Source organism: Streptomyces sp. NPDC053079, assembly GCF_044546695.1.
Classification (GTDB): domain Bacteria; phylum Actinomycetota; class Actinomycetes; order Streptomycetales; family Streptomycetaceae; genus Streptomyces.
This window is the reverse complement of the sequence record NZ_JBITZJ010000017.1, coordinates 1-3,914: the sequence shown is the minus strand read 5'-3', so window position 1 is coordinate 3,914 and position 3,914 is coordinate 1. Positions and strand designations below refer to the sequence as shown.

The 3,914-nt window shown below is 66.7% G+C and carries 3 protein-coding genes; 2 read left to right on the top strand and 1 reads right to left on the bottom strand.

Going from position 1 to position 3,914, the window contains the following annotated elements; all coding sequences use genetic code 11:
- Positions 1–1,304, bottom strand: a 1,304-nt coding sequence (locus tag ACIGXW_RS33740; protein ID WP_399576674.1) for a condensation domain-containing protein, incomplete at its 3' end; no start/stop codon positions are given.
- 498 nt (positions 1,305–1,802) lie between these two features.
- Here ACIGXW_RS33740 and ACIGXW_RS33735 point away from each other — a divergent pair.
- Positions 1,803–2,018: an MbtH family protein gene (locus tag ACIGXW_RS33735; RefSeq protein WP_071965685.1), complete on the top strand. Its 216-nt coding sequence runs from the start codon at positions 1,803–1,805 to the stop codon at positions 2,016–2,018.
- A gap of 622 nt (positions 2,019–2,640) precedes the next feature.
- A partial coding sequence (locus ACIGXW_RS33730) for a condensation domain-containing protein (protein ID WP_399576673.1) occupies positions 2,641–3,914 on the top strand: 1,274 nt, incomplete at its 3' end.

Sequence of the window (3,914 nt, the reverse complement as noted above, 5' to 3'; positions counted from 1 at the left end):
TCCACGCCACCCACCACGACGCCGGCAGCGGCATCCGTGGCGATGGCCTCCAGCAGCCGTACCAGCCGCTGCGCGAATTCCTCGACGGTGGCCTCGTCGAAGAGGTCGGGCCGGTAGTCCAGGCGCAGGTGCAGTGCCTTTCCGGGGATGACGCCGAGGGCCAGGGGGTAGTGCGTGGCGTCGCGGCCCTGGACCGCGGCGACCTGCAGGCCCGAGGGCATGGTCTGGAGCGCGCCGGCGTCGAAGGGGTAGTTCTCGAACACCATGACCGTGTCGAACAACTCGCCCAGCCCTGCGAGCCGTTGAATCTCACCGAGGCCGATGTACTGGTGCTCGATGAGCCGCGTCTGCTCCTCCTGGAAGCGTGTGAGGAGGCCGGCCAGGGTCTCGGCCGGGTCGATCTTCATGCGCACCGGCAGGGTGTTGATGAACAGCCCGACCATCGACTCGATTCCGGGGAGCTCCGGCGGACGGCCGGAGACCGTCGCGCCGAACACCACGTCCTCGCGGCCGGTCACCCGGCTCAGCAGCAGGCCCCACGCGACCTGCGCCACGGTATTCATCGTCAGGCTGCGACCGCGCGCGAACTCCTGGAGCGCGGAGGTCAGCTCCTCGGACAGGTCGACCGTGACCCGCTCCGGCAGCACCGCGTCGCGGCCCGGTCCCGTCGGCGCGATCCGCGTCGGCTCCTCCAGTCCCGCCAGGGAGGACCGCCAGGCCTCGAGCGCCGTGGGCCGGTCCTGGCGCGACAGCCAGGCCAGATGGTCACGGTAGGGGGTCACCCGCGGCAGCGTGGCGTCGTCGCCGTTGTGCGTGTAGAGCGTCAGGAGCTCCCGCGTGACGAGCGGCATCGACCAGCCGTCCAGCAGGATGTGATGGTTGGTGAGGACGAACCGGAAGCGCTGCTCCTCCAGGCGGATCAGCGTGAACCGCATCAGGGGCGGCTGCGACAGGTCGAACCGGCGCACCCGGTCCTCCGCCAGCAGCCGGGCGACCTCGGCCTCACGCGCGTCCGCGGCGCGGTCCCGCAGGTCCACCTCGGTCCACGGCAGCTCCACCGCCTTGGGTACGACCTGAACGGGCTGCTCCAGCCCCTCGTGGAGGAAGCCGGCCCGCAGGTTCGCGTGCCGCGCCAGCAGGGTGCGGGCGGCGGCGCGCAGGGCCGAGGTGTCCCAGGGGCCCACCAACTCGAAAGCGACCTGGACGTTGTACACATCCGGCCCCTGCTCGTCATACACGGCGTGGAACAGGAGTCCCGCCTGCAACGGCGACAAAGGGAGGATGTCTTCCAGGTCACTAACCATTGGGGAAACCTTCCATATTTCACATGGAGAGAAGTTCTCCGGACCCGGCCGGGGCCCGCAAGAGTGGCGGCGGGCTAGGTGCCTGCCCCGCGGAGGAAAATGTCACTACCGCTGCTGGAGGATCGGCCCCGATTCGCGCCCCGCGAACAGGCCGAATACAGCCTCATGCACCCGCCCCCGAATCTTCAGCGCCGCCCGCCGGTCAATCACGCGGCCGCGAACTACGAAGATCATCTAACTTTGCCTGAGCCTATATCAGCCACGCCCCGACAGCAAGGGAATCATTTATGGCATGATGCCCGTTTTTAACCCATCCTCCCTGCTGTGGTTGGTTTGCACTGTGGCGGACCCGTCATCAACATCGCAGCGGAAGATGAGGTAGCGTCCCGAGTCGGAGTGATCACAGCACCCCTCGGGGGCGGGGCTGCCTCGTCCTTGACAACGTGCGTTCGCGTCTTTGCAAGATGCCCATTACATGCCGTTCAAAGGAGTTGAGGAATGAGCAATCCGTTCGACGACCCTGATGGCCGCTTTTACGTGCTCGTGAATGACGAGGGTCAGCACTCGCTGTGGCCCTCGTTCGTCCAGGTGCCGGACGGCTGGCGGATCGCCCTTGAGGAGACCTCCCGCCAGGCGTGCGTGGACTACATCGAGGAGAACTGGGACGACATGCGGCCCAACAGCCTGAAGCTGGAATCCGAAACAGCAGGCTGAGCGATTAGGGGCGAGCTTCCAGGGGGGAGCTCACCGACGGGGGCTAGGGGGAGAAGCCGATGTGGGCTTCTGAAGAGGACGGTCAGGCTCGGGTCCACCGCGGGAAGCGCGGATGGGGGGCATGTGCCGGTTTTTGCCGTCCATTTGTGTCATTGTCGCGGCCGAGCAGGCCACGTTCGCTCCGCCCGAGGCGAGGATCGGGCCCATCACAGGCGATCGCCGGCGCGTTCCGGCCGACTCGGGCAGCCGTCCTGAGAACCGCCTTGTCCCACGGCCGTGAGCGGTCTTCCGCCGAAGCGGCCCGTGCCCATTCCCCGCGCATTCCGTCCGGGACCGTCCCACCGAGGTAGTGCCGTCCGGCCCCTTGATCGACCGGTCCACTGGTCAAGGGGTCGAGCCCCACGGCGGAAAAACGTGCCGTGCCGTCCTGCGCCACATTTCCCGACGCAGGTGCGAGCACCCTCGACTGCGCTCTCTTCACCACTCATACGTCTTTGGTTCACGCCGCAACTGATTCACTTTCCAGCATCACGGATGGGTCGAGCGGGCGATGACCTCATAGTCACTAGCCTTGCGAAGGGTGTATGCAATGACTCAGTCTCACAGCGGCCTGAGGAATTTGATGTCGGGGCAGCTCGGGATCTGGTTCGCCCAGCAGCTCGACCCGCAGAGCACCGCCTACAACGTCGGCGAATACCTCGAGATCGACGGCGACCTGGACATCAGGCTCTTCGAGATCGCCCTGCGGCACACATACACCGAGGCCGAAGCCCTGCACGCGCGTTTCGTCGGAGAGGACGACGACGTACGGCAGCATTTCCCCGTATCCGACGACTGGCCCCTACACATTGTCGACCTGACCGCCCACCCGGATGCCCGCGCCGCTGCGGAATCATGGATGTGGGACGACATGCGGAAGCCGACTCCGCTCACGGGTGAACGATTCTTCACCCAGGCCCTCTTCCTCGTTCCCGGAAATCGCTTCTTCTGGTACCAGCGAGCCCACCACATCGTCGTCGACGGATTCGGCGGACCGCTCCTCGCAAGCCGTACGGCGGCGCTGTACAACGCCCTGCTCGCCGGTGACCCGGTCGGGGAACGGGCATGGGAGTCCATCGACGTCCTGCTCGCCGCCGACGACGAGTACCGCAACTCGAGCGACTTCACGGCGGACCGCGACTACTGGCTGCGGGAACTCGCCGACCGCCCCGATGTCACCGGGCTCAGCGGTCGCCGCGCGACCGAGGCGAGCGGCACGGTCCACCGCCACCTGGAGGGTGTCGGACCGGACGAGGCCGCCCTGCTGCGCCAGGCCGCCCGGAAGTACCGCACCACCCTGTCCGGCCTTCTGGTCGCCGGCACCGCCGCCTACATCAGCGCGATGACCGGTGCACAGGACGTCGTCCTGGGCCTTCCCGTACTGGGCCGGACGGGCAGCGCCGCCCGACGCATTCCCGGAATGACCGCGAACGTTCTCCCCGTTCGCATTTCGGTCTCCCCCGGCGCGGAAATCGCGGATTTCATCTCCCACACGTCCGACCGGATCCGCAAGGCGCTGCGCCACCAGCGCTACCGGTACGAGGACATCCGCCGTGACCTCCAACTTGTCTCCGACGAGCCGCTCTTCGGCCCGACGGTCAATGTCATGTCCTTCGACTACGACCTCCGCTTCGGGAATTCCGGCGTCACGGTCCACAACCTCTCGAGCGGCATGCCGTTCAACGACCTCTCGGTCAATGTCTACGACCGGTCCGCCGACGGCAGCGTGAAGATCGCCTTCGATGCGAACGCCGATCTGTACGAGCCTCAGGAAATCGCCGAACACGCCCGCCGATTCGTACGCCTTCTCCTCGACATCGCCACCGCTGACGCGGGAGTTGTGGTCGGTGGAATAGG